This is a genomic window from Amycolatopsis sp. NPDC051071 (assembly GCF_040682875.1).
In the GTDB taxonomy this organism is placed as follows: domain Bacteria; phylum Actinomycetota; class Actinomycetes; order Mycobacteriales; family Pseudonocardiaceae; genus Amycolatopsis.
The window spans coordinates 1-18,775 of the sequence record NZ_JBFBBY010000139.1 but is presented as its reverse complement, the minus strand read 5'-3'; the positions used below and the strand labels follow the sequence as shown (position 1 = coordinate 18,775).

Below are 18,775 nucleotides of genomic sequence, written 5' to 3'. Positions count from 1 at the left end.
GCGGGGGTGCGGGCGGGGGGGGGGCGGGGCGGCGGGCCCCGCGCCCCCCGCCGGGGAAAGCTTCAGTCTCCGGAAAGGTCAGAGGCTGTTGTACAGCTCGCGCGCCAGGACGGCGGTCTCGCTCGGGGTCTTCCCGACCTTGACGCCGGCGGCCTCGAGGGCCTCCTTCTTCGCGGCCGCCGTGCCGGAGGAGCCGGAGACGATGGCGCCGGCGTGGCCCATGGTCTTGCCCTCGGGCGCGGTGAAGCCCGCGACGTAACCGACGACCGGCTTCGTCACGTTGTCCTTGATGTAAGCCGCCGCGCGCTCTTCCGCGTCGCCACCGATCTCACCGATCATCACGATGACCTTGGTCTCGGGGTCGGCTTCGAAGGCCTCGAGCGCGTCGATGTGCGTGGTCCCGATGATTGGGTCGCCGCCGATACCGACACCGGTCGAGAAACCGATGTCACGCAGCTCGTACATCATCTGGTACGTCAGCGTGCCGGACTTCGACACGAGGCCGATCGGGCCGGCACCGGTGATGTCGGCCGGGATGATGCCCGCGTTCGACTTGCCGGGGCTGATCACGCCGGGGCAGTTCGGCCCGATGATGCGGGTCTTGTTGCCCTTCGCGACCGCGTGCGCCCAGAAGTAGGCCGAGTCGTGCACCGGAATGCCCTCGGTGATCACCACGGCGAGCGGGATCTCGGCGTCGATCGCCTCGATGACCGCGTCCTTGGCGAACTTCGGCGGCACGAAGATGACCGACACGTCGGCGCCGGTCTCCTTGATGGCCTCCTCGACCGTGCCGAACACGGTGAGGTCCTTGTCCTCGATGGTGACCGTCTGGCCCGCCTTGCGGGCGTTGACGCCACCCACGATGTTCGTGCCGGACTTCAGCATCTTGGTCGCGTGCTTCATGCCCTCGGAGCCGGTGAGCCCCTGGACGATGATCTTGCTGTTCTCGTTGATGAAGATCGACATCTCACGCACCTGCCGCGGCGAGCTCGGCGGCCTTGTCGGCCGCGTTGTCCATTGTGTCCACCACGGTCACGAGCGGGTGGTTCGCGTCGGCCAGGATCTGACGGCCCTCGACGACGTTGTTGCCGTCGAGCCGCACGACGAGCGGCTTGGTGGCCTCGTCGCCCAGGATCTTCAGCGCCTCGACGATGCCGTTCGCGACCGCGTCGCAAGCGGTGATGCCGCCGAAGACGTTGACGAACACGCTCTTCACGTCGGTGTCGTTGAGGATGACGTCCAGACCGGCCGCCATGACCTCGGCCGAAGCGCCGCCGCCGATGTCGAGGAAGTTGGCGGGCTTGACGCCGCCGTGCTTCTCACCCGCGTACGCCACGACGTCCAAAGTGGACATCACGAGGCCCGCGCCGTTGCCGATGATGCCGACCTCGCCGTCGAGCTTGACGTAGTTGAGGTCCTTGGCCTTGGCCTTGGCCTCGAGCGGGTTCTCCGCGTCCTTGTCGACCAGGGCCTCGTGGCCCGGCTGACGGAACGAGGCGTTCTCGTCGAGGGTGACCTTGCCGTCGAGGGCGATGATCTTGTCCTGCGGGTCACGGACCAGCGGGTTGACCTCGACCAGCGTCGCGTCCTCGGAGACGAAGGTCTCCCAGAGCTTCACGACGACGTCGGCTGCCTCGTCGACCACGTTCGCGGGGAACTTGCCCGCGGTCAGGATCTCGACGGCCTTCGCCTTGTCGACACCGGTGATCGCGTCGACCGGGATCTTCGCGAGCGCTTCGGGGCGCTCGACGGCCAGCTGTTCGATCTCCACGCCACCTTCGGCCGAAGCCATCGCGAGGAAGGTGCGGTTCGCACGGTCCAGCAGGAAGGAGAAGTAGTACTCCTCGGCGATGTCCGAGGCTTCGGCCACCAGCACGCGACGCGTGATGTGACCCTTGATGTCGAGACCGAGGATCGCCTCGGCCTTTTCCGCGGCCTCGTCCGGCGTCTGAGCCAGCTTGACGCCGCCGGCCTTGCCGCGGCCGCCGACCTTGACCTGTGCCTTGACGACGACCTGGTTGCCGATCTTCTCGGCGGTGGCCTTGGCTTCTTCGGGGGTGTTTGCCACGGCACCCGGCAGAACCGGTACTCCGTGGGCGGCGAAGAGATCCCTCGCCTGGTATTCGTAGAGGTCCACTACTCCAGTCTCCTGACGACACGCCACTGTGGTGGTCCGTTGCCGGACCGCGCTGTCGGACCAGTCGAGGTTAGCGACCTGCGCAGAAGCAGGGGACTCCGCATCTGGTGAAGTCGGTCACCGTACGCGGTCAGACGGTGTTTCCACGGTGTGAGACCGCACACCGGAGACCCAGTTCGCCGCCTCTTCCACGGTTTCGAAGGCGTTTTCGAACCGGCCCGGGCCGTTACCGACCGCGAAGAGAAGGACCTCCGGAAGCGCCTCGGCGAGCCCCTCCGGTCCGGCGCTCTCGCCCCGCACGACACCGAGGATGTCCGGATCTTCCTGTTCGACCGTCCGGACCAGTTGTTCGGTGGTGTCGAGACGTCCGGCGTAGACGACTTCGACGCCGTCGTCACGCAGCAACCTGCCGAGCACGATCGCCGGCGTGTCTGACGTGTCTTCAGTGGCGAACTCGGCGAGCACGACGCGCAGGAGACGCCGGGTCATCCGGGCCGCCGCGAACCCGCGATGGCCATCCCGGCCGCGACGAGGGAGACAGCGGCGGCGGCCAGCGCGAGCCAAAACCCGATCCCCGCCGACGAACCTTCGTACTCCGAGCCGACGAGCGGCAGTTCCGCGGCGCGCAGGCCGAGTACCAGCGCCGCCCCGGCCAGTGCGGACGCGGCGGCGATCGGACGCGAGCGCACGACGAGCGCGTACAAGCCGAGCACGACCGCGAGCGCGCTGAGCAGGCCCCACGACGCCGCGCCGAAGTCCGACCACAGGCCGGGAGCGGTGTAGCCGGGCGCGGTGAACACCGGCGTGCCGAACGCGGCGATCGCCAGCGCGGCCGCCGCGACCACCGGGGTCAGCACGTTCCCGTTCGCTCGCCGCCCATCCATCCCCGCGGTGTCGGCGTTGTCGGCGTCGACGTCGCGCTCCACAACTCCGGTGATCACGGCGGCGAGTCCCGCCACCGCGGCCAGCGCGAGCGCGATGAACGTCCAGACGACGCCCGGACCCGTCGAGTAGCCGACCTCGTCCGGCAACGGCACCGGAAGGGTGACGCCGAACAGCGCGGGGTCCACCGTCTTGTCCTCGGTCACGGACAGGGCCGCGCTCAGCACGCCCGCGCCCGCGAGCACGACACCCACCCAGGTGACCGCGACGACTCCCCTGGCGAACGCCGAGAGCCGCGGCACGAAGACGAACAGCGCGGGCACGGCGAGCACCGCGGCGGCACCGAGCAGCAACCAGCGCGCGGGGGTCTCGGGCACGGGCGTCGCGCCGTTGGCTTTCAAGACCGGGGCCAGCACACCCGCCACGGCGGCCGCGGCCGCGAGCAGCGCCGGCCCGCCGGTGGCCAACCGCCACCAGGACAACCCGGGCAGTCTGGCCTCTCCGGCGCGATCGCCGTTCACCTCTTCCCCGGCGTCCGCGACGTCGAACCTGGTGAAGGCCAGCCCGAGCAGCACCAGGCCCGCGACGGTCACCATCACCGAACCCGGCGCGACCGACAGCCGGTCCACGACCAGCCCCGCCACCACCGGCGGCACGCCGACCGCGAGCACCGCCAGCGCCGCGCCGGCGAAGCCGCCCTTGCCGACCCCCGCCGAAGGCGAACTCACCGCCACCAGCACGGTCAGCGGGAACAAGGCCGCCAGCAGCAGATACCCGGCCATCGCGACCGTCGGCCCTTCGAAGGCGTTCTTCGCCAGCAGGTAGGCGTTGCCCGAACCGAGCGGCGCCAGCAGCAGGCCGATCCCGCCGACCACACCGAACAGGGGCGCGAGCAGCCGCCAGCGGCGCTTGCCGTCGAGCGCACCCGCCAGTTCCGCTTCGTCGCGAGCGGTCCCGGCGGCGAACGCCCCGGCGGCGAGGGTGAGCAGGTGGCCCGCCACCAGCAGCCAGAGTCCCGGCCCCGCCGGGGGCAGGGTGAGCAGCCGATCGGCGAGGAACAGTTCCGGACGGGTGGCCAGGGAGCCGTCGGCGAGCAACTGCAGGTCCACCAGCAACCGCCCAGGGGCGAGCGCGGTCAGCCCCAGCACCAGCCCAGCCGCGAGCCCCGGGCGCCGGACGGCCACCGCGTAGAGCACGACCACCGCGGGCGCCAAGGCCAGCACGACCAGCTGTGGCCAGGCGGTGAAGCCGGGCGAACCATCCCGGACCACGGGCAGCAGCCCGCCGGCGGCCAGCGCGACCGCACCGGCCGACATCAGCCCCGCCGACAGCAGGAGCGCTCGCGGGCGGGAACCCGGTTCGTTCGGGAGAAGCTCGGACGCGGTCCCAAGGGCGGCCTGACCGGCGGATTCCGCGAGTGCTGAAGATGCTGCGGAGTCCTCGCCGGGGTGCCGTGAGCGCGAAGTCATCGACGGCGACGCTAGCAAGCCAGGTCCGCACGGGCCCGGCAGCAGGGGCGCGACAGGCCACTTCAGGCCGCTGTCATTCCCTCGCCAGCCCGCCAGGCCAGTCCCCGCCAGTCCAGCCCGCCAGTCCACCGGGCCAAGCCCCGCCAGTCCGACAGTCCAGCCCGCCAGTCCAGTCCGACAGTCCAGTCCGACAGTCCAGTCCCCACCAGACCGACAATCCAGCCCACCAGGCCAGTCCCCGCCGGCCCGCCAGGCTCCGCCCCGCCAGGCGCCGCCAGCCTTCGAGAGCCCTGTCAGCCCCACGAGCCACTACTCGAAGCGGAATGCGGGTAAGCCACCTTCAACGCCTCCGGGCAACCGGATATTTCCCTGGTTTGCCTCCTTCCGTGGCCTCCGGTACCCCCGAATGGCCGCATGATCTTGTAACGCAAATCACAAGGTTACGAGTAAACCTCCTCTAACTTTGGGTAATCTTCACTGGACAACGGCCAGATCGCTGTCGCCCGATCGGCCGAGGACGCGGTCATATCTTGCTGTTCGGGGTGCCGCTTCGTTACTGTTCCCGCGTCCCCATTACAGTCAGATCACGAATGAGAGCACCGAACGAACCACCCCCGAGGTCGTTCACCGGGTTCCCCCGCCCGGGCTCTTGATCCGACTCCCCGAACACGGAAGGCCCCGTCTTGGCTTCACACCGCTCCCCCGGCGGCCAAGCTCCTTCCCCGGCGCTCGAGAACGCACTGGATGGTGCGGTCGTCCGCGTCCGGGGCTCGCACCGCCTGTCGCCCCCGTCCTCGGCCCTTCGTGGCCGTGTCGTAGTCGCAGCCGTTGCCGCCGGCGCCTTCGCGGCCGCCGCCGCCGGGCAGACCCTGAAGTCCGTTTCGGAATCCTCCGATGCCGCTGTCACCCCGTTGGCCAGCGCCCAGGACGCGAGCGCCTCGTTCGCACTGGGTGGCGGAGCCGCCGGTGGCGCGCCGGAACTGCTGCCGACCAGCCAGTCGACGAACGCTTCCGCCGAGGCCCAGAAGCTCTCGGAAAACAACAGCATCACCCAGGCCCGTGTGAAGCGTGAGGCCGACGCGGCCCGCAAGGCCGAAGAAGAGGCCAAGCGCCCCAAGACCTGCCTGCCCGCCAAGGGCACCTTCACCTCGGGCTTCGGCGCCCGGTGGGGCACGAGCCACCTCGGCATCGACCTCGCGGCCCCGATCGGCACGCCGATCGTCGCGGCCTCCGACGGCACCGTCATCGAGGCGGGCCCGGCCAGCGGTTTCGGCCTCTGGGTCAAGGTCCAGCTCTCCGACGGCACGGTCCACGTCTACGGCCACATGAACTCGTTCTCCGTCCGCGAAGGCCAGAAGGTCAAATGCGGCGAGGAGATCGCCGAGGTCGGCAACCGCGGCCAGAGCACCGGCCCGCACCTGCATTTCGAGGTGTGGCAGAACGGCTCGAAGAAGATCGACCCGCGCCCGTGGCTCGCCGCCCGTGGCGTGAACGTCGGCTGACCCTTCACCGGCGGCACTTTCTTCGCTGGCAACACTTTCTTCACCGGCAACACCTTCACCGGCAACACCGACGAATCCGCTCAATGCGGTGGCGCGCCGGACGATACCGCTCTGACGCGCCTTCAGGATCTCCGCGCCGCCCGATAAGGGAACAGTGCCGCGTCGCAGATCTACCGGCTCAAGCGCTGCCTGGACATTCACCACCCGGTGACTCACGGGTTGTCGTTGTGGGCGCCCAGCGCTGTCATGGAGCATCATGGGGCAGCTTCCGGACGAAGTACCCCACGGCGACCTGCCAGACCGTGCAGAGCCCTGCCGGGCGCCGTCTGATCGGCCACCATCCGGCGAGCGGTCCACCTCGGACCTTCGCAAGCCCTGTCTCCGGGAACCCTGCTTTCGGAAACTCAGTGGAGTACCCGGCTGACCACGGCCAAAACAGCCATCGCCGCGCGTGCCCGCAGACGACGCACCTTCCGGCCCCGTCCGGTTCGTGCATCCGCAGTAACGCGCGCCAGGCCGCGGCCAGCCTGAGCACTTCCGGCGGTTCCGGACCCCGATCCGGCCCCGCCCCTTCTTGAACACCCCGCAGGTAATCGAGTACCCCACCCGCGAGAACTCCAAACAAGATCCCGTCCACACCGTGTGCCCCCTCCCCCTGAACGGAGCACACCGGCTTGCCAAGTGTACCCCAGCGCATCGAACTCGTGTTCGATGGGACAGGTATACGGGAAGGGTCCGACAGTTTATGGAAGCGCGGACGAATCCGCAGGTCAGAGCTACAGTTTGACCATCGGGACGCTGCCGATGAGCATCAGCCGAACCTTGCCGGCCGCGCCGAAGTCGATCGTCGCGGTGGCCCTCGGCCCGGCGCCGTCGCAGGCGATGACGGTCCCGAGGCCGTACTTGTCGTGACTCACCCTGTCGCCGATGTCGAGTTTGAGCGCGACGGTGTCCTTCCAGCCCTTGCCGAACGGGCTGGTGCCGGACGAACTCGACGACGAGGAGCCGCCGCCACGGCCGCCCCAGGTCGTCGCCGCACGCGGGGATCCGCCGGAGGAACCGAATCCGCCGGAGGACGACGACGGCGCGAGCCTGCGCCAGTCGACCAGCTCGGCGGGAAGCTCGTCGAGGAACCGTGATGCCGGGTTCATCTGCGGCTGACCCCAGGCGGAGCGCACCATCGAACGGGAGACGTACAGCCGCTTCCTGGCCCGCGTGATCGCGACGTAGGCGAGCCGTCGCTCTTCGGCCAGCTCGGTCGGGTCACCGAGCGCACGCATATGCGGGAAGATCCCGTCTTCCCAGCCTGTACAGAAGACGACGGGGTACTCGAGGCCCTTCGCGGTGTGCACGGTCATCAGCGTGACCACGCCCGCGTCGTGTCCTTCGCCGTCATCGCCGCCGTCAGCCGCGGGGATCGAGTCCGCGTCCGCGACCAGCGAGACACGCTCCAGGAACGCGGGCAGCGAACCCGGCTCCGGCACGCCAGGATCGACGGCATCGATTTCGGGGAGTTCGCCGTCGGGACCGGCGACCTCGGCGGTGAATTCGGTGAACTCCCGCGCGACGGTGACGAGTTCGGTCAGGTTCTCGACCCGTGACGCGTCCTGCGGGTCGTCCGATTCTTCGAGTTCGGCGCGGTAACCCGTGCGTTCGAGGACCGCTTCGAGGACGTCGGCGACCTCGGCGCCGCTCTCGACGACCTCGCCGAGTTCGTCCATCAGCTCGACGAAACCGGTGATCGCCTTGGCGGAACGCGGGTTCAGCAGCGGCACCTCGCCGTTGACAGCGCCGCGAAGCGCCTGAGCGAAAGAGATGCGCTCCCGCTCGGCGAAGGTCGCGATGACCGCTTCGGCACGATCACCGATGCCGCGTTTGGGGACGTTGAGGACGCGACGCAGGCTGACCGTGTCCTCCGGGTTCGCCAGCACCCTCAGGTACGCGAGCATGTCGCGGACCTCGCGCCGCTCGTAGAATCGCACGCCGCCGACGACCTTGTAGGGCAGGCCGAGGCGGATGAAGATCTCTTCGAAGACCCGCGACTGGTTGTTGGTGCGGTAGAAGACCGCGACGTCGGAGTAGTCCGCTTCGCCCTTGTCCGCCAGCGCGTCGATCTCGCCCGCGACGAACGCCGCTTCGTCGTGCTCGTTGTCCGCGACGTAGCCGACGATCTTCTCGCCGTCGCCGGAATCGGTCCACAGCCGCTTCGCGCGCCTGTTGGGGTTACGCGCGATGACCGCGTTCGCCGCCGAAAGGATGGTTTGCGTGGACCGGTAGTTCTGTTCCAGCAGCACTGTCCGCGCACTCGGGAAGTCGCGTTCGAATTCCTCGATGTTGCGGATGGTCGCCCCGCGGAAAGCGTAGATCGACTGATCCGCGTCACCCACGACGCACAGTTCGGCCGGTTCGAGCCCGGCCTCGTTCTCCTCGGTGCCGACCAGTTCGCGGACCAGGGTGTACTGCGCGTGGTTCGTGTCCTGGTACTCGTCGACCAGCACGTGCCGAAACCGCCGCCGGTAGTACTCGGCGACGTCCGGGAAGGTCTGCAGGAGTTCGACCGTCCGCATGATGAGGTCGTCGAAGTCGAACGCGTTGGCCTGGTTCAGCCGTCGCTGGTACTCGACGTAGACCTCGGCGACCCGGCGTTCCAGGTCGTTGCCCGCGTCGGCGACCGCCGTTTCCGGGCCGACGAGTTCGTTCTTGAGGTTCGAGATGTGCACGGCCAGCGTGCGCGCCGCGTACTTCTTCGGGTCGATGTCGAGATCGCGGGCGACGAGCGTGATGAGCCGCTTCGTGTCGTCCGAGTCGTAGATGGAGAAACTCGACGACATCTCCAGCGTTTTGGCCTCACGGCGCAGGATCCGCACGCACATGGAGTGGAACGTCGACACCCACATGGCGTTCGCGCGGCGGCCGACCAGGTCGCTTACCCGCTCCCGCATCTCCGCGGCCGCCTTGTTGGTGAAGGTGATCGCGATGATCTGGCCGGGATGCACGTCCCGCTCGGCCAGCAGGTACGCGATGCGCCGGGTCAGCACCCGGGTCTTGCCGGAACCCGCGCCCGCGACGACCAGCAGCGGCGAGCCCGCGTGGGTCACGGCCTCGCGCTGTGCCGGGTTCAAGTCGTCGAGCAGGTCCGCGTGCCGGGACTTGGCCGGGCCGTCCGTGGGGAGATCGAAGAGGGTGTTCATCGCCGGTCCACGCTACAGCGCCGGGCGTAGGCGGCGTTGTCGCCTGCCGTCCGACGCGCGGGGGGTGTTCGCGGCGGAGGATCGGATGTCATGGACACCAACGGAATTCCCTCCCGGCTCAGGGCCGCCGACGCCGACCGGGAGCGCGTCGCTTCGCTCATCCAAGCCGCCGGCGGCGAAGGCCGTCTCACTCTCGAAGAAGTAGAAGAACGGCTTAACACTGTGTATTCCACCAAATACACGGACGAACTCTCCGCGCTCACCTCCGATCTCCCGAAACCCGGGCCCGCGCGGCGCCCGGTCTCCTTCGGGCACCGCGCGGTCCGGATCCACATCGCGGTCGCCGTCATGCTTTCGGTGCTGCTGATCGTCCGCTGGACGGTTTCGGATGTACCGTTCTTCTGGCCGGCGATGCCGATGTTCTGGCTGGCCATGAGCGTGCTCGTGCACGCACGCGTCCGCGGCGCGCGGCGCGGCATCCGGCGGGGTGACGGCGTCGCTGTGGCATAATGCTCGGCGTGCGGCACCACACGTTCCGATTTTTCTACGGGATCCGGACTCCGGCTCCCGTGATCGCGTAGTGCCCGAAACGCCATCACACGAAGCCCCGGAGTCCACGGACCCGGGGCTTTCGTCGTTCCGGGGGCCTGGGGAATCCGCACCGAAGAGAGGTCCCGATGACCACGCAGAAGCAGGACGCCGAAGAACCCGCCGCGTCGGCCGAGGAGATCGATGAACTCCGCAAGGAGATCGACTGGCTCGACGGGGAGATCCTGCGGCTGGTGAAACGCCGCGTCGAGGTTTCGAAGACGATCGGCGCCGCCAGGATGGCAGCGGGTGGCACCAAGATCGTCTACAACCGCGAGATGGACGTGCTGGCGCGCTACCGCGAACTCGGGCCGGAGGGACGGCAGCTGGCGATGGTGCTGCTGAACCTGGGCCGGGGCAGGCTCGGCCGCTGAGGCGGGTCGCTGGTGAGCGGGGGTGGCGAGCGGGGTGTGCTGGTTGGGGGCGGGCCGGGCCGGTTTCCGCCGAAGGCGCCACTAACCACTCACGACCTCCTTCGCATCGCTGCCGCGTGGCGATGAAGGCCGAGTTCCGTGCGCCTGGCGCAGGGAAGGGGTCCTTCATGTACTTGCGCAGCCGAGCGGGCCGAAGCGATAGCAAAGGTCCCTTGCTCTCTTCCGCGTCACGATTGCGTGCAGTGAGGCGAAACTCAGGGTGTTCCCCGAGCCACGACGGCCCGGCACCAGGCAAACTGGACACATGATTAACCTCATCGCCGTCGTGATCGCGATCGCCGGTGTCCTCGCGACATTGGGCCATCTCGGTTACCTCGCCATGTTGAACAACGCGGCGAGTAAGCGCGCGGGTGGCACGCCCATCGCCCAGTACGTCAAAACGCGCTGGCCGATCGCGGCGGGTACCACCGCGGCGTCGTTCTTCGCGTGGTTGCTCACGAGTGGGGGAACGCCACTCGACATCATCGCCATTTTGCTTGCAGCGGGTAGCGGGATCACGGCCACGAAAGCCTTGCAGTCGACCCAGCAGAAGTACCGCAGCGGCGGCTGAACGGCTCAACGTGCGGGTATAGCACCGCGTAACGTCACCGGAGCCCGTTCGGCCGCGCCCGACCGAGTGAAACATCTGCAAGTTGCAGAGTGGGTGAAGACTTCCGGGGTGCCGAGCTTTTACTGTGTGTCCCGTGAAGACCCTTGCGTCTGGGTCGGGCGATGCCCGAACGACGCGTGGGGGCAGTGGCCCCGCGCGTCCACAGTCGCATGCGCGTGCATTTGCTCGCGAGAGTGCCCGGGTGTCTGCTCGCGAGGGATCCCGTGAAACCACTGCTCCGTTCGGCTTAACCGGTGTCACATCGCCGTCAGGGGCGGCCCACGAGGGGGTCGCTGGACCATGAACGGCTGGGCGGAACACCAGGGACGAACCGCACGGAACGGCACCGCGCAAGCGGGCCGCCACCGGGTGGGCGGCACCGAGAGCTGGACCCCATCCGTGCCACCGGCACGGCAACGCCCCACCGGGCACGGGCATCACGCGCACAGCGAGTTCGCCCCGCCCTCCACCGGTTCCCTTCCCCTGCCGCCACCGCGGAACAGGAGGGCGCCGAGCCCCGGCTACGCCCCATCGAGCGGCAGCCTGCCGCTCCCTCAGCCCGCTCGCGAGGTACCCGTGGAACGCCAGGCTCGCGTCGAGGTCTCGTTCACCGAAGCCGCCCGGCCCGCCACCGCCGAAGAACGGCGAGAGAAGGCCGCGCGGCGTACGAAGGTGACGCTGACCGCGCCCGCCCCTCGCCGTCCCGCGCCGGTGGAGACCACCGACGACGACATCCGCGTCTATCTGGCCCCGCCGGTGGACGGCCTGAGCACCTTCGACCTCGGTTCCGTGCCCGCTTCGGTGACGCCGCCCAAGACCTGGCGCAAAGCCGCCTGGTTCGCCGCGGCCGCGTCCGCGCTCGTCGTCGTCGGCCTGCTCTTCGCCGGTTCGTTCCTGGTCGGCAAGCCCGCCACCGAACAGCAGAGCCAGGGCGGCTGGCCCGGGTACCGCGGCGGTAGCCCGCTGACCAACGAAGGCCTCGCCGGCAACGGCAACCCGACGAGCCGGCCGCAGGGTGGCGCCGCGGGCAATCCGTCCGGTTCCGAGAGCGGCTCCGCCTCCCAGGACGACCGCGGTCCGGCCGGCTCCGGCACCTCCGCCGAGGACGACGCCACCAGCAGCGGCGGCGGTTCTCGGCCGGACTCCGGCGGACCGGACACGACCGGTCGGGCCGGTACGCCGTCGAGCGAACGGCCGCGGAAACCGCCGGTCATGCCCGCGGACCGCACCACCACCTCGTCCCCTTGGTACGCGTCGCAGCCGGACGCGGAGGCGATGGGCGACAACACCGAGCTCTTCCTCAACACCGTCACGACGAACCCGCACGAGGCCTCCACGGTGACCTCGGGCGGCCTGCACGAAGAAGGCGCGCAGGGTCTCCGGGAGCGCTATGCCGATGTCGCCTATTTCGAGGTCAAGAAGGTCAGCATCGACCAGCGCCGGGGCGTCACGGTCAACACCGTCGAGGTCACCCACAAAGACGGGACCAAGACGATGGAACAGCGGACGCTGACCTTCGGTGACGACGACAAGATCGTCGACGACGGCATGTAGGTATTCGCGCACGGACAAGGGTCCCGTTCTGACGCACGTGCGATGCGGCAAGCGGTTGCCCCTGCTCCGGGTGGGTGACATAAGCTGCCGCTCGTCGTATCGCGACGGCATTCCGGCGACTGAGCCTGGCCGTGGACCGTCCGCACAGGGTTTCCTGACGACTGCAGGGTCCGCATCGTCCATAAGACGGCCGCGCGGACCAGTGGCGCCGGCCGAACGGCCCAGCGCCTTGCCCGGACCAGAGCGAGGAAATTCGTGCTTGATCGACAGCGCATACGGCGTGAGCAGGACGCCGTTCGTGTCGAGGACGTCATCCCGGAAGAGATCTTGAACGACACTCGCGTCGACCGCGAGTATCTCGAACAGGTCTTCCGCGAGCCGCAGAAGTTCGTCCCGGCCCGCACTCGCGAAGAGCCGTCGACGCGGCCCACACCGGAAGAAGAAGAGCCCGAGAGCCGTGGTGCCCGGCGGGCCAAGCTGGCGGGTCTCGTCACCGCCGGACTCCTGGTGGCCGGCGCCGTCGTCACCGCGGGCGTGCTCGCGGGCGCCCAGCGGCAGCACCCGGTGCCGGGAGCCGCCGCGCCCGAGGTGATGAGCGGAGCCGCCGCGCTCGGCGGGCTCGCCGTCCCGGACGCCGCCGAGTCGCAGCAGAAGCGGGAGCCGCCTGCCCCGGCGAGCGCCAGCACGACGGCCCAGCCGTCCTCGGGCACCGGCTCGGGCTCGGTCCAGCACCAGAGTTCGTCCTCCAGCAGCACCAGCTCGAAGGCCCCCGGCAAACCGGCCGCGGTCAGCACGGCCGAGGACAAGATCGACGCGGTCCGGAAGTTCTACCGGACCGTCGACGCCGATCCTTACGGCGCGATGTCGCTGCTCACGCCGATGCTGGCCGATTCCGAAGCGGGCAGGCTGATCCAGGCGTGGACCTCCATGGACGCCATCCAGATCCAGGACATCCGGGAACAGGCCAACGGCACGATCCTCGCCGTGGTGACCATGCGCGATCCCGACGGCGGCCTGCTCCGGGTCACGCAGGTGCTGGAATTCGCGGACGCGACGACCGGCCTGATCACCGACGCCCGGCTACTGTCCGCTCAGCACATGTGACGAACACCCCGCGTGAAAACGCCCGTACCCAGGGCAATCAGACCGTACCGCGTGTGTGTGCGCAGAGTGAGCACCTAGCCTTGTCACGGGTCGGTCTCGGAAAACCGGCACACTGACCACTACATGTGCATACGCTCCAAGGCTGTGGCGTGCTGAAAGCCGCACCGCGTGCGCGGACGACTCCGCGGCGTGAAGACGGAGCCCCAAAGGAGGTCGCGTGAGCGACGAGGGTCGCCTGGTCGCCGGTCGATATCGCATCGCCGGGCGGATCGGCACGGGCGCGATGGGTGCCGTCTGGCAAGCGCACGACGAAGTACTCGGCCGCACGGTGGCGATCAAGCAGTTGCTGCTGCAGCCGGGCCTGGAAGCTCACGACGCCGAGGACGCGCGCCAGCGCACGATGCGTGAGGGGCGGATCGCCGCCCGGCTGCATCACCCGAACGCCATCTCGGTGTTCGACGTCGTCACCGACGACAACGGCCAGCCCTGCCTGATCATGGAGTACCTGAACTCCACCAGCCTCGCCCAGGTGCTGCAGGAGGAGGGGACCCTGCCGCCGACGGAGGTGGCCAGGATCGGCGCCCAGGTCGCGGCGGCGTTGTCCGAGGCGCACGCGGTCGGCATCGTGCACCGGGACATCAAGCCCGGCAACATCCTGCTGGCGCCCAACGGCACGGTGAAGATCACCGACTTCGGCATCTCGCGGGCGAAGGACGACGTCACGGTCACCAAGACCGGGATGATCGCCGGGACACCCGCCTACCTGGCACCCGAAGTGGCCATCGGCGGCGACCCGGGACCGGAGTCCGACGTCTTCTCGCTCGGCTCGACGCTCTACGCGGCCTGTGAAGGCCAGCCGCCGTTCGGCCTCAGCGAGAACACGCTGAGCCTGCTGCACGCGGTCGCGGCCGGGCAGATCATCCCGCCGCGCCAGTCCGGCCCGCTCGCGAGCGTCCTGGCCGTGCTGCTGCATCCGGAGATCCGGCACCGGCCGACCTCCGAAGAGTGCGAAGAACTCCTCGCCGCCGTCGCACGCGGTGAGACGCCGCTGGGCGGCCCCGCGGACGAGACCCTGCTTTCCCCGGCCGCCGGCCTGCTCGCCGGCGGTGTGGCCGGCGCGGGCGTCACGCAGGCCCTCGACAGCGAAGCCGCCGGGCATTCGGGCTCGCTGCTCGACGAGCAGGCGGCAGCGGGTTCGTACTACGACGAAGACGAATACCACCAGCCGCCCGCGTCGCGGTACCCGGAAGACGACTACGACGGGTACGACAACTACGACGAGACGGCGCTGCTTTCCGAGCGCGGCCACCCCGGCGGACCGGCGCCCACGCGCGCCGTCCCGGTGCCCGGTGGCGGCTACGACGATCAGTACGACGACGACTACGACGACGCCCCGCCTCCCCCGCCGCCTCCTGCCAGGGCGCAGACCAGTCCCGCGGACGAGGACGACGAGAAGCCGGGCGCGTGGAAGAAGCCCGCGCTCATCGGCGGTGTCGTGGTCGTCGCGCTGGCGGCGCTGGGTATCTGGCTGTTCAGCCCGAACAACCCGGAAACGCCCGCGCAGGTCGGGAACTCGTCGACGAAGCCGACCCCGTCGGCGACGTCGTCGGCACCGGAGACGACGGACACGCCCCAGGGGACGGAATCGTCCGCGCCGCCGAAGGAGACGCCTTCGTCGAGGAAGTCCTCGACCAAGGCGAGTGCTACGCAGGAGCCGGACCCGCCGACCACGCCGAAGTCGACCCCGAAGTCGACGCCGAAGCCGCCGACTTCCTCGGACGACCCGCCTCCGAGCAGCCCACAGAGCCCGACAACGACCCCGACTCCAGCCGGAACGTGATCCGAGGCAGCATTGAGTTCTGAAGGTTCCATCGTCGGCGGCCGCTACCGCCTCGACCAGCCCATCGGGCGTGGCCGGGCGGGCATCGTGTGGCTGGCGTTCGACACGCGGCTGCTCCGCACGGTCGCGATGAAGCGGATGTACCTGCCCGTCGGCCTGCCGCCGGACCGGGCGGAGCAGGCCAAGGCGGTCGTCGTCCAAGAGGGCAAGACCGCGGCCAAGTTCGAGCACGCCACCGCGATCAAGGTGTACGACGTGCTGCCGGAGGGGCCGGACGTCTGGCTGGTGATGGAGTACATCCCGTCACGCGGGATGGCGACGTTCCTCGCCGAGCACGGCAGGCTGACCGCGGAGCAGGCGGCCACGCTGGGCATCATGCTCGGACGCGCGCTGGCCGCGATGCACGATGCCGGGGTGGTGCACCGGACCGTCGAGCCGGGCACGGTCCTGCTGGCCGACGACGGCGGCGTGAAGCTCACCGACATCGGCATCACCGGTGGCGGGGCGAATCCGGCGTATCGCGCACCCGAGGTGGCGCGGGGTGAACCGGCGACTTCGGCGTCCGACGTGTTCTCGCTTGGCGCGACGCTGTACACCGCCGTCGAGGGTGTGCCGCCGTTCGGCGAGGACGGCGAGTCGTCAGAGCGGCCGCCGCAGACCGCCGGTCCGCTGGCGGGCGCGCTGCGCAAGATGCTGCGGGCCGAGCCGGATTCGCGGCCGACGATGGCGGACACGGTCCGCTCGCTGGGCGCGATCACCGAGGGGCGGCAGACGGCGTTCATCCCGCCGACCGCGCCCGCGATGCCGACGGTTCCGGCTTCGATGCCGATCCCGACGCAGAACCCGCAGGCCCCTGTTCCGCAGTTCCCCCAGCACCAGCCGCAACCGCAGCACCAGCCACAACCCCAGTATCAGCCTCCGCCGCAGCAGTTCGTGCCGCCGCCTCAGCAGCAGTACGCGCCGGCTCCTGTCGCGCACAGTGCGCCCCCAGTGCCTTCGGCGTCGGCCGCGGCGAAATCGGCCGATACGCGGAAGTGGCTGATCACCGCCGGGGCCGTCGTGGCGGCGATCCTCATCGGTGTGCTGTTCGCGGAGCTTTTCCTGATCTAGAGCCGTTCGAGAATCAGCTCGACGAGTTCTTCGGGACGGCTGAGGAATGGGCTGTGGCCCGACTGCCAGGTCACCGTGGTGTCTCGGTGAACATCACGAGATGTTCCGAGGGTCTCCCCCGGCTCGAAGACCAGCGCGGCCATGAAGATCAGGTGGGAGAGCCCGCGCAGCCCTTCAGGCGCACGGGGCTGTCAGGCTGCTTGCATCGCTTCGCGGATCGCGCTGAGGAACCGCAGGACCGCGGGGTGGTCCCTGGCGTGCGCGGCGACGGCCGCGTGGATGGACCGCACCGGATCGGGGCGGCGGACCTTGCGGATGGCGACACCGGGGTGCGGGGTGCCGAGGCCGAGTTCCGGGATCAGCGCGACCCCGAGCCCGGCGGCCACGAACCCTTGCGCCGTCTGGTAATCCTCGGATTCGACGACGTGGTTCGGGGAGAAACCGGCCGCGCCGCAGGCGTCGAGGAGGATGTCGCGGCAGGCGCCGGGGAGACCGTCGACGCCGACCCAGGGATCCTCCGCGAGCTCGCCGAGGTCGAGCACGCGTTTGCGGGCGAGCCGGTGGTTCTTCGGCAGGATCGCGCGGTACGGGTCGTCGAGGAGATGGACGTACTCGACGCCCTTGATCCGGGGGATGGCCGTCGGGAGGACGATCATCGCGACATCGGCCCCGCCCGACTCGATCTCGGGCATCGAGTCCTCGGGCTCGACCAGCTTCAGGTCGAGGCGGACACCCGGGAAGTCACGGCGCAGCGCCGCGACGGCCAGCGGGACGAGCGACGCGCCGGCCGTCGCGAAGTACCGGATCGCGAGCCTGCCGGTGCGGCCTTCCTTGAGTTCGGTGAGCGCGGCTTCGGCCTTGGCGAGCTGACCACTGAGCGTTTCCGCGTGTTCGGACAGCAGCGACCCGGCCGGTGTCGGCCGTACTCCGCGTCCGACGCGCTCCAGCAGTTCGACGCCCGCTTCGCGTTCCAGAGTGGACAATTGCTGGCTGATCGCGGAGGGTGTGTAGCCCAGGTTCCGGGCGGCGGCGGTGATCGAGCCGCTACTGATCACGGCTCGGAGGACTTGCATGCGGCGGACGTCCAGCATGGTCCGATCTTACAGTTCTCCTTAACGCTTCCTGCAGTATTTTTCGCTTGTCCTTACGCGTCGGCGCGGCGAAGCTGAGCCAGGCACGAAGGAGGACTGGGGTGGGCGAGACCAAGACCCTGCTGCGGATCGGCGCGCTGGCGCTCATGTGGGGATCGAGTTTTTTCTGGATCAAGATCGGGCTGGACGCGTTCACGCCGGTGCAGCTCGTGCTGGCACGGGTGGCGCTCGGGGCGGCCGTGCTGATCGGCCTGTGTTATCTGGGGCGGGACAGGCTGCCGTCGAACCGGCGGGTGTGGGGTCACCTCGCCGTCGCGGCGTTCTTCCACAACGCGCTGCCGTTCCTGCTGTTCGCCTGGGGTGAGCTGACCGTCGACTCCGGGATCACCGGCGTGCTGAACTCGACGACGCCGCTGTGGGTGCTGCTCGCCGCGCCGATGCTGGGCGCGCGGACGAAGATGACCGCGCTCCGGGTCGCCGGGCTCGTCGTCGGACTCGCCGGGATCCTGCTGATCTTCGCGCCGTGGGAGGCGTCCGGCCTGCTCAGCTGGGGCGCGCTGGCCTGCCTCGCGGCGGCCGCGAGCTACGGGTTCGCGTTCGTCTACGAAGGCAAGTACCTGACCGGCACCGGCGACTCGCCGATGGCGCTCGCCGGCGGGCAGATGCTGCTCGCGACCGGATTCCTGGTGCTGGCCCTGCCGATGGGCGGATTCGAGCCCGTGCACCTGAGCACCGGCGCGATCGTCGCGATCGTGATCCTGGGCATCGGGTCGACCGGGATCGCGTTCGCGCTGAACTACCAGCTCCTCGCGAGCGAAGGCGCCGTCGCGGCGTCGATCGTCGGGTACCTGCTGCCGGTGGTCTCGGTGCTGCTGGGGGCGGTGTTCCTGCACGAACCGCTGAGCATCCGGGTGATCGCCGGGATGGTGGTCGTGCTGGGCGGTGTCGCGCTGACCCGCCTCCGCCCGAGGGAGCGGGGGACCTTTGCTACCGCCCCCGTGGTGGAGCGCCCGCTCGCCACCGCCGGGGAGGCGCCGTGACCGCGACGACCCCGCTGTGGCGGCCCGCTTGACGTGCGTTTAGCGGGCTAAACGCGCTCCCTCCGGTCCCCAGCCGACCGGCACCTCCCAGGACCGGCGGAGCGCCTTTAGCGGGCTAATCGCGATCCGGAGGGGTCTGGGGGCTCACCCCGCCGGATCGCGTGGCCGGGCCGTGCCGCTTTCTGATCGCGACCGGGCAGGAGCGGCTGAGTGCCAAACGCGACACCAAGACATCCTTCTTCCA

General features: G+C 69.4%; 16 protein-coding genes. 9 read left to right on the top strand and 7 right to left on the bottom strand.

What is annotated here, in order from left to right; all coding sequences use genetic code 11:
• Positions 1-78: 78 nt before the first annotated feature.
• The 4 genes from sucD to AB0M65_RS31925 form a co-directional block, all read right to left on the bottom strand.
• On the bottom strand, positions 79-966 hold the full coding sequence (gene sucD, locus AB0M65_RS31940) for a succinate--CoA ligase subunit alpha (protein WP_364035965.1): 888 nt from the start codon (positions 964-966) through the stop codon (positions 79-81).
• 1 nt (position 967) lies between these two features.
• Entirely contained in the window at positions 968-2,137 is a 1,170-nt protein-coding gene (gene sucC, locus AB0M65_RS31935; RefSeq protein WP_364035962.1) for an ADP-forming succinate--CoA ligase subunit beta, read from the bottom strand.
• 117 nt (positions 2,138-2,254) lie between these two features.
• Complete coding sequence (locus AB0M65_RS31930) at positions 2,255-2,626, bottom strand: hypothetical protein (RefSeq protein ID WP_364035959.1); 372 nt, start codon at positions 2,624-2,626, stop codon at positions 2,255-2,257.
• Positions 2,623-4,488, bottom strand: a complete 1,866-nt coding sequence (locus tag AB0M65_RS31925; protein ID WP_364035956.1) for a hypothetical protein — start codon at positions 4,486-4,488, stop codon at positions 2,623-2,625. The genes AB0M65_RS31930 and AB0M65_RS31925 overlap by 4 nt, the downstream gene beginning before the upstream one ends.
• Before the next feature lie 683 nt (positions 4,489-5,171).
• Between AB0M65_RS31925 and AB0M65_RS31920 the strand changes: the two genes are divergently transcribed.
• Positions 5,172-5,990, top strand: a complete 819-nt coding sequence (locus AB0M65_RS31920; protein ID WP_364035953.1) for a M23 family metallopeptidase — start codon at positions 5,172-5,174, stop codon at positions 5,988-5,990.
• Between the two features lie 776 nt (positions 5,991-6,766).
• Here the strand turns inward: AB0M65_RS31920 and pcrA are convergent.
• A complete protein-coding gene (gene pcrA / locus AB0M65_RS31915) occupies positions 6,767-9,181 on the bottom strand; it encodes a DNA helicase PcrA (RefSeq protein ID WP_364035950.1) in 2,415 nt (804 codons plus the stop codon).
• A gap of 90 nt (positions 9,182-9,271) precedes the next feature.
• Between pcrA and AB0M65_RS31910 the strand changes: the two genes are divergently transcribed.
• The 7 genes from AB0M65_RS31910 to AB0M65_RS31880 all read left to right on the top strand — a co-directional run bounded on the left by AB0M65_RS31910 (position 9,272) and on the right by AB0M65_RS31880 (position 16,400).
• Entirely contained in the window at positions 9,272-9,691 is a 420-nt protein-coding gene (locus AB0M65_RS31910) for a DUF1707 domain-containing protein (protein ID WP_364035947.1), read from the top strand.
• 167 nt (positions 9,692-9,858) lie between these two features.
• Entirely contained in the window at positions 9,859-10,143 is a 285-nt protein-coding gene (locus AB0M65_RS31905) for a chorismate mutase (RefSeq protein ID WP_364035944.1), read from the top strand.
• 304 nt (positions 10,144-10,447) lie between these two features.
• Positions 10,448-10,753 (top strand): hypothetical protein, encoded by a 306-nt coding sequence (locus tag AB0M65_RS31900; RefSeq protein ID WP_364035941.1) that lies wholly within the window; start codon positions 10,448-10,450, stop codon positions 10,751-10,753.
• Positions 10,754-11,368: 615 nt separating this feature from the next.
• Positions 11,369-12,346 (top strand): hypothetical protein, encoded by a 978-nt coding sequence (locus AB0M65_RS31895; RefSeq protein ID WP_364035938.1) that lies wholly within the window; start codon positions 11,369-11,371, stop codon positions 12,344-12,346.
• 255 nt (positions 12,347-12,601) lie between these two features.
• Positions 12,602-13,450 (top strand): hypothetical protein, encoded by an 849-nt coding sequence (locus tag AB0M65_RS31890; protein ID WP_364035935.1) that lies wholly within the window; start codon positions 12,602-12,604, stop codon positions 13,448-13,450.
• Positions 13,451-13,667: 217 nt separating this feature from the next.
• Positions 13,668-15,290, top strand: a complete 1,623-nt coding sequence (locus AB0M65_RS31885) for a protein kinase (RefSeq protein WP_364035932.1) — start codon at positions 13,668-13,670, stop codon at positions 15,288-15,290.
• 12 nt (positions 15,291-15,302) lie between these two features.
• The gene (locus AB0M65_RS31880; protein ID WP_364035929.1) at positions 15,303-16,400 is read left to right on the top strand and encodes a serine/threonine-protein kinase; all 1,098 of its coding nucleotides are present in this window, start codon (positions 15,303-15,305) and stop codon (positions 16,398-16,400) included.
• Here AB0M65_RS31880 and AB0M65_RS31875 read toward each other — a convergent pair.
• Together AB0M65_RS31875 and AB0M65_RS31870 are read right to left on the bottom strand one after the other, a co-directional pair.
• A complete protein-coding gene (locus tag AB0M65_RS31875) occupies positions 16,397-16,543 on the bottom strand; it encodes a hypothetical protein (protein ID WP_364035926.1) in 147 nt (48 codons plus the stop codon). The genes AB0M65_RS31880 and AB0M65_RS31875 overlap by 4 nt on opposite strands.
• Positions 16,544-16,591: 48 nt before the next feature.
• Complete coding sequence (locus AB0M65_RS31870; protein ID WP_364035923.1) at positions 16,592-17,491, bottom strand: LysR family transcriptional regulator; 900 nt, start codon at positions 17,489-17,491, stop codon at positions 16,592-16,594.
• A gap of 101 nt (positions 17,492-17,592) precedes the next feature.
• Here AB0M65_RS31870 and AB0M65_RS31865 point away from each other — a divergent pair, with 101 nt between their 5' ends.
• On the top strand, positions 17,593-18,531 hold the full coding sequence (locus tag AB0M65_RS31865; RefSeq protein WP_364035920.1) for a DMT family transporter: 939 nt from the start codon (positions 17,593-17,595) through the stop codon (positions 18,529-18,531).
• Positions 18,532-18,775 lie beyond the last annotated feature (244 nt).

Coding starts and splice junctions, on each gene's coding strand:
- AB0M65_RS31930 (WP_364035959.1), bottom strand. CDS start 2,626: ATGACCCGGCGTCTCCTGCGCGTCGTGCTCGCCGAGTTCGCCACTGAA.
- AB0M65_RS31905 (WP_364035944.1), top strand. CDS start 9,859: ATGACCACGCAGAAGCAGGACGCCGAAGAACCCGCCGCGTCGGCCGAG.
- AB0M65_RS31925 (WP_364035956.1), bottom strand. CDS start 4,488: ATGACTTCGCGCTCACGGCACCCCGGCGAGGACTCCGCAGCATCTTCA.
- pcrA (WP_364035950.1), bottom strand. CDS start 9,181: ATGAACACCCTCTTCGATCTCCCCACGGACGGCCCGGCCAAGTCCCGG.
- AB0M65_RS31875 (WP_364035926.1), bottom strand. CDS start 16,543: ATGGCCGCGCTGGTCTTCGAGCCGGGGGAGACCCTCGGAACATCTCGT.
- AB0M65_RS31870 (WP_364035923.1), bottom strand. CDS start 17,491: ATGCTGGACGTCCGCCGCATGCAAGTCCTCCGAGCCGTGATCAGTAGC.
- AB0M65_RS31900 (WP_364035941.1), top strand. CDS start 10,448: ATGATTAACCTCATCGCCGTCGTGATCGCGATCGCCGGTGTCCTCGCG.
- sucD (WP_364035965.1), bottom strand. CDS start 966: ATGTCGATCTTCATCAACGAGAACAGCAAGATCATCGTCCAGGGGCTC.
- AB0M65_RS31910 (WP_364035947.1), top strand. CDS start 9,272: ATGGACACCAACGGAATTCCCTCCCGGCTCAGGGCCGCCGACGCCGAC.